Annotated in this window: 7 protein-coding genes; 4 read left to right on the plus strand and 3 right to left on the minus strand. The window is 37.6% G+C overall.

Annotated elements, in window-relative coordinates; genetic code table 11:
- Window positions 1–144: 144 nt before the first annotated feature.
- The 3 genes from AC1DND_RS15710 to AC1DND_RS15720 all read left to right on the plus strand — a co-directional run bounded on the left by AC1DND_RS15710 (window position 145) and on the right by AC1DND_RS15720 (window position 1,658).
- On the plus strand, window positions 145–720 hold the full coding sequence (locus tag AC1DND_RS15710) for a nitroreductase family protein (protein ID WP_477582980.1): 576 nt from the start codon (window positions 145–147) through the stop codon (window positions 718–720).
- Between the two features lie 95 nt (window positions 721–815).
- The gene (locus AC1DND_RS15715) at window positions 816–1,160 is read left to right on the plus strand and encodes a DUF1801 domain-containing protein (RefSeq protein WP_477582982.1); all 345 of its coding nucleotides are present in this window, start codon (window positions 816–818) and stop codon (window positions 1,158–1,160) included.
- A gap of 45 nt (window positions 1,161–1,205) precedes the next feature.
- Complete coding sequence (locus AC1DND_RS15720) at window positions 1,206–1,658, plus strand: hypothetical protein (protein ID WP_057933407.1); 453 nt, start codon at window positions 1,206–1,208, stop codon at window positions 1,656–1,658.
- A gap of 185 nt (window positions 1,659–1,843) precedes the next feature.
- Here AC1DND_RS15720 and AC1DND_RS15725 read toward each other — a convergent pair whose 3' ends face one another.
- From AC1DND_RS15725 to AC1DND_RS15735, 3 genes are read right to left on the minus strand one after another with little or no spacing between them, the layout of a single operon-like run.
- A complete protein-coding gene (locus tag AC1DND_RS15725; protein WP_477582984.1) occupies window positions 1,844–3,013 on the minus strand; it encodes an RsiV family protein in 1,170 nt (389 codons plus the stop codon).
- Window positions 3,014–3,073: 60 nt separating this feature from the next.
- The gene (locus AC1DND_RS15730) at window positions 3,074–3,937 is read right to left on the minus strand and encodes a polysaccharide deacetylase family protein (protein ID WP_477582985.1); all 864 of its coding nucleotides are present in this window, start codon (window positions 3,935–3,937) and stop codon (window positions 3,074–3,076) included.
- A gap of 16 nt (window positions 3,938–3,953) precedes the next feature.
- Entirely contained in the window at window positions 3,954–4,832 is an 879-nt protein-coding gene (locus tag AC1DND_RS15735; RefSeq protein WP_477582987.1) for a polysaccharide deacetylase family protein, read from the minus strand.
- Between the two features lie 176 nt (window positions 4,833–5,008).
- Here AC1DND_RS15735 and AC1DND_RS15740 point away from each other — a divergent pair.
- On the plus strand, window positions 5,009–6,275 hold a 1,267-nt coding region (locus AC1DND_RS15740), incomplete at its 3' end, for a DPP IV N-terminal domain-containing protein (protein WP_477582989.1).

Raw genomic sequence — 6,275 nt, forward strand, 5'->3', positions numbered from 1 at the left:
GGAAGCAGTTATCAGTTCGCAGTTGACAGTTTGCAATTCACAGTTTGAAGTTTTCAGTTAGCATAGCGTCAAATCTTTTATTAGAGGTCGAATTTCTCTCTCTCTTTCAGCTTTAGTCTTTCAGCTTTTAGCTATTTTTACCAAATGAGTACAACATACGATATTGTTTCAAAAGTTATAAAAGAACGTCGCAGTATTTTTCCTGCAAGCTATATAAAAAAAGAAATTCCGGTTGAGGTAATCAACCAGATTTTAGAGACTGCCAATTATGCACCAACACACAAATTAACCCAGCCCTGGCGTTTTGTCGTGATCAGAAAAGCGGGATTAACAAAACTTGGTAAAGAACTGGGTAAATTATATAAGGAATTGGTTAGTCCGCAACAGTTTTTACAGAAAAAATACGACAGCTTCGCCGAAAAAACGGGTCAGGCCGATTGCATCATTGCCATCAATATGCAGGTGAGTGGTAAAATACCCGAATGGGAAGAGCTGGCGGCCGTTTCCTGTGCTGTTCAAAATATGGCCTTAACTGCCGAAAGCCTGCAGGTAGGTGTCTATTGGAGCTCCCCACCTTTAATTGATAATTTAGGTGATTTTTTAAGCCTGGGTGAAAATGAAAAGTGCATTGGCTTATTTTACATGGGCTATCATAACGAAAAACCCTGGGCGCCTAACCGAACTTCGATGGAAGAAAAGGTGAGGTGGATCGAAGGGTAGTTCATTTGTTCATTAGTCAATGGTTCATTGGTAGATGCGGTTAATCGACTTCAGGCTACGGACTGAAGACTATGGACTATACAGCATCTAATATTATGTTAAATCCTCTTGATAATTATTTCGAACAAAAAGATGAGTCGATTAAAAGTTGCCTTCAGTACTTAAGGTCGCTTTTAATGGGCTATACTGATATTACAGAGCATTGGAAATATGGGATGCCTTTTTATTACCATAAAGGAAAAATGTTCTGCTATCTTTGGACACACAAAAAGCTCCATCAGCCTTATATCGGTTTAGTTGATGGAAATAAAATTGAGCACGAAGATTTGTTGCAAGAGAAAAGAGCCAGAATGAAAATTTTATTGATCAACCACCTCGAAGATATCCCCAAAAAGAAAATTGAATCTATTTTAAAACAGGCCTTTGCCTTAAGGAAATAGATTATCTACCCTTTAATATCATCCGTTTACATTTCCCATTATTATATGTCTGCATTAAAATCTAAACTTTATCAGCTTTGCTTAACTTTTATTCAAAATAGGATAGAAAATATTGAATATTCTCTGCAACAGGCCAGGCAAGCTTCGAATGATGATACAAAAAGTAGTGCAGGCGATAAATACGAAACTACGCGCGAAATGATGCAGCAGGAGATGGACCGCAACAGTAAATTACTGTACGAAGCCGGACAACAGAAAATTGCATTACAACAGATCGAAAATGTAGAATCAGATCGCCTGGTTAAAAACGGAAGTTTGGTTTTAACCTCAGAAGGTAATTTTTATATTAGCATCAGTGCTGGTGAACTTAATACCGATGGACAAAAATTCTTTGCAGTATCGCAGGCTTCGCCAATCGGAAGGTTTTTGATTGGAAAAGCAATAAATGAAAGCTTTAAGTTTAATGGTAAAGATTATATCGTAAAAGAGATCCTGTAAAGTTTTCAGTTGGCAGTTTACAATTTGCACTAGGTAGTTGAGTTAAAAGTCTGCGTAATCTGTGTAATCTGCGGGGACAATTTATCCATAGTTATTCCCGCTGATTTAAGATGATAAACGCAGATGATAAGTTTTCAATTAACCGGTTCTAACATTTAACGTATTAAGCAATAATCAACTGTAATTTATTTAATTCCCATCCTCTGTGCAAAAGCCGGCACCAAATAAGTCTTTAAATCAGAATAAGGAATAAATATTACAATTTGTCCTTGTGCATAACTCGCCACTTCATATGGGTTGTACATAAAAGCAATTCCATTCGCATTAAAATAAAAATTTTTGTTCGGTTTTATAAAGTCATCAAAAAGAACAGTGCTTAGTGCATCTTTAGCTTTAACATTATATTCTTTACGAAGATTACGTTCTAAAATACTTTGTAAGGTATTCGAATCTATTTTGATGATATCGTTAAGCACCATTTGTTTTTTGTTTTTCACATCTAAACAAAACATTACGCTGCTGTAATTGCCATGTGCACCACCGGTGTAAGCATCAGCAAGGAAATCGATCACTACATAACCATTATCGTTATAATTAACCGATTGCTGACTGTTGTTGGTATAATTCATCCACGCCTGGAAATCGTCGCCACGGCTATTTTTCGATTGCTCTGTAACTTGCGTTTTATAGTTTTTGAAATAGGCAGCAGCAATATTTTTGAAACCGATTGAGCGGTCGACAGTAGATTTTATGCCAGCTATTTTTTTAAGTTCCACATTTAGCCAGTTGCCATATTCATCCTTGTTTTTACTTTCCAGGTATTCAAAGCTAATTTCAGCTGCAGGCGATTTTGGCTGATTGGCAAATGCCTTAACCGAATCTTTATAAATGCCTGCACTGAATGGATAACTGCCCTCAGGGTATTTTTCGGTTAAAGCTATCGGGTATTTTTTGATCTTATCACCACTTTCCCAATTGCCACTAAAACCATCTCCATTCCATTTTAAGGCTAAATGGGGCGATTTAAAATCCTGAGTAAAGTATGATTCATAAAAACTGTATTCAGTGAGAATAATGCTATCTTTCCCGATTAAAGTATCGGTTGATAGGTTAAGCCACGAGCCGTCATAGTAATAGGTACCACTTACATCATCATCAACCTTTTGCAGATGCATCACTACTTTTTTCCCTGCAATGGTACCTTCCAACCTCTTGTAAAAACTTTCTGCAAGTTCGGCCTTTGCATTCGCCGTACTATCATTTGTTGTTTCAGCGGTATTGCCTCCATTTTTAGGGTTGTTACAGGCAGATATAATGAGTAATCCGAAAAGGAAACAATGCAAATAATATTTCATAGGGAGGGTATAAAGTTTAATGGTGAAAAGTTTAAACACATTATGTTTTAAACCTCTTTGCTATGATTTTGTTTTATTAAAACTCTTGTTGATGCTGTAATATAAATTTTTTGCAGTGTATCTTCCAGGATCAATTATTCGCCTAATGGTGTAAAGTGGATAGTTTTCATCCCGTGTTGTTGAAAGTATAAATGCCGCTTTAAAGCCATGTTCTTTCAGCTTGTGTAAAGTTGAAGCTTTAAAAACACCGTAGGGATAGGCGAAATATGCTACTTTTTTACCTGTAATCTCTTCCAGTTTTTTAGTTGGTGCATCAATTTGGGTTGTCCAGTCCTCGTCGGTAAACTGTGCAAAGTTTTTATGATCGTAGGTATGGCTGGCAATTGTATTTCCCTCGTCAGATAACTGTTTAATCTGTTCTTTAGTCATGTAGTTGATCCGCCCTTTTCTGCCGATGGATACCGTCATAATAAAATAAACGCCTTTAAAGCCGTATTTTTTCAGTGTTGTATTCCCAATGGTAAACTGATCTTCATCCGTATCGTCGAAAGTAATCATAATAGGCTTCTCAGGCAATTTAGCACCGTAAACCAGATAGTTGTACAACTGATCGGGTAAAATAGAATGGTAACCGCTATCGGCCAGCATTTTCATGTGGCCTTTAAATTTATCAGGGGCAATAATGTCGTCGTGAGCTCTTTTGCTATCGCTGGCAATGTTGTTTCTAATCTGGTGGTAACACAGAACAGGCACCTCTCTGCGTGTCAGAATGGTTTTATTATCGGCAGGTTTCGTATTTGCCGAATCTGTTTTAACCGTTTCAGTAGTGTTTGCAACAGCCGCTTTTTCTTTTGAAGCCTTGGAAGACAGGCACGAGGTTAAAAGTAGTGTAGAAACCACACCGTAGAGTAGAAAACTTTTCATGAAGCAATGGTCTTATTTAAAAGCTGTTTTTAATGCTGTTGCTTAATGTTTTAGGCGACCAGTAACCGCTGGCAATAATCCTGCGGATCGTAAACAATGGGTCTTTTTCATCGCGTTTGGTTGATAATTGATAAGCCATTCTAAAGCCACGTTTTTTAAGCTCAGGAATGCCTTCTGCATTCCATAAGCCGAAAGGATAGGCAAATTCTGTCATCTTTTTACCTGTAATTTCTTCCAGTTTTTTGGTTGGTTTATCTAATTGCTCTTCCCAATCTTTACCTGCATATTTTTTAAAGTTTTTATGATCGTAAGTGTGGCTGCCGATCACATTTCCTTCGTCAGCAAGTTGTTTAATCTGCTCTTTGCTCATGTAATCTACAAACTTGCCTTTTTTGCCGATCGAAACGGTCATGATGAAATAAACGGCTTTATAACCCAGTTTATCTAAAGTTGGGCGTACAATGGTAAACTGATCCAGGTCAGTATCATCGAAAGTTAGCATAATGGGTTTGCTCGGTAGGGCAGCACCAGTGTTCAGGTAGGCATAAAGCTGATCGGGTAAAATGGTATGGTAGCCACTATCGGCCAGCATTTTCATCTGGTCTTTAAAATTCTGGATTTCTACAATATAATCTTTACCTACTTTTCCATCGGTTGGTTTCCAGTTTCTTACCTGGTGATAGCATAAAATAGGTACCTGTTTCCGGGCTAAAATGGTTTTGGCATCGGCAACCTTTATTTTCGAAACGTCAACCGGTGTTCCCGCACCTGTAGCAGTCTTAGAAGTCTGCGTAGTAGAATCTTTAGCCGTGGCGTTTTCTGTTTGAGATTTAGATTGACAGCTGGCAAACAAGATTACTCCGGCTGTTATTAGGGTTAAAAAGCTGTATTTCATTATGAGGATATATAGCTACAAAACTATAAAATCTGTCAATTATTTAACCATCAAAATAAATTGTGTTAATAATTAATTTCTGATGCATAAAATTGAGCTAACTATCGCTTTTATTACACATTAAAGCCTGCTTAATATGCTTTAATTAAATAATTTAGCGGCTCAAACAAATTTTGATGAATAAACTTTATAAACTCCTGCTGTGTGCGCAGTTTTTATCCTTAACTGTAGCTGCACAAAACAAAACATTTACCCTAACCGAAAATATTCAGTCACAACCTAAAGCAAATTATCAACTTGCATCGCGTTTTTCGCCAAATAAGTTGAAAAAAATGGTTTATTCTACCGCTGTAGATCCGCATTGGCTAAAGTTGAGCAACCGTTTTTGGTACACTTTTGAAAGCCCGAAAGGAAAATTCTGGTACCTCGTGGATCCTGCATCAAAAAGCAAAAAAGTGATGTTTGACAATGCTAAACTGGCAGCAGATATTACCCTGATTGTTCGCGATCCATTCGATGCCGAACATTTACCGCTGGAAAACCTAAAATTTGCGGCCGATGAAAAAAGTATTTCTTTCGAAATCAAAAGCACGGTCGATGAATTGAAAAAAGACAGAAAAGATAAAAAAGCTGCAGATTCTATGCAGAAGAAAATATTTTCTTTCAAATACGAACTGGCCAGCGCGAAATTAACTGAGGTGCCAAATTTCAGTAAGCCAAAGCCAAAACCATCATGGGGATCGGTAGCGCCCGATTCGTCGGCTATTATCTTTTCCCGTAATTACAACCTGTATTGGATGGATAAAGACAACTACAAAAAAGCAGTCAAAAATGAAGATGACAGTACAATTGTAGAACATCAGCTCACTAAAGACGGTGTTAAATTCTATTCGTACGGAAGTGATGGCGATGGTGAAAACAATGTAGAGAACGAAAAAAATAATAAAAAACGCCGTGGTGCTTATGTGCTTTGGTCGCCGAATTCGAAATATTTCGTATTGGATAGAACCGATTCGCGTAAGGTTAAAGATCTTTGGGTAATTAATAGTGTTACACCTGGCCGTCCGACGTTAGAAACTTATAAATATCAAATGCCGGGAGAGGCTGAAGCCCCTCAGGATGAAGTTTTGCTATTCGATTTTGCTGCAAAATCTTATAAAAAACTGAGTGTTGCCGCATTTAAAGATCAAAGTGTTTCGGTTTGGAGCAAACCATCATTAAATAAAGACCGTGATAACGAATTCCGTCCGTCTATTTGGTTGGGTAATGATAGCAGGTTCTATTTTTCACGCACCAGTCGCGATTTAAAACGTATCGACATCGGTACGGTTGATATTGCTACCGGAAAAGTTACGCCTTTAATCGACGAACGTTTTAATACCTATGTTGAAGTTAACCGCCCAGGTTTGGTAAATGATGGCAACGAACTGATTCATTGGAGTG

The sequence above is a fragment of the Pedobacter sp. 01N416 genome (genome assembly GCF_056399685.1).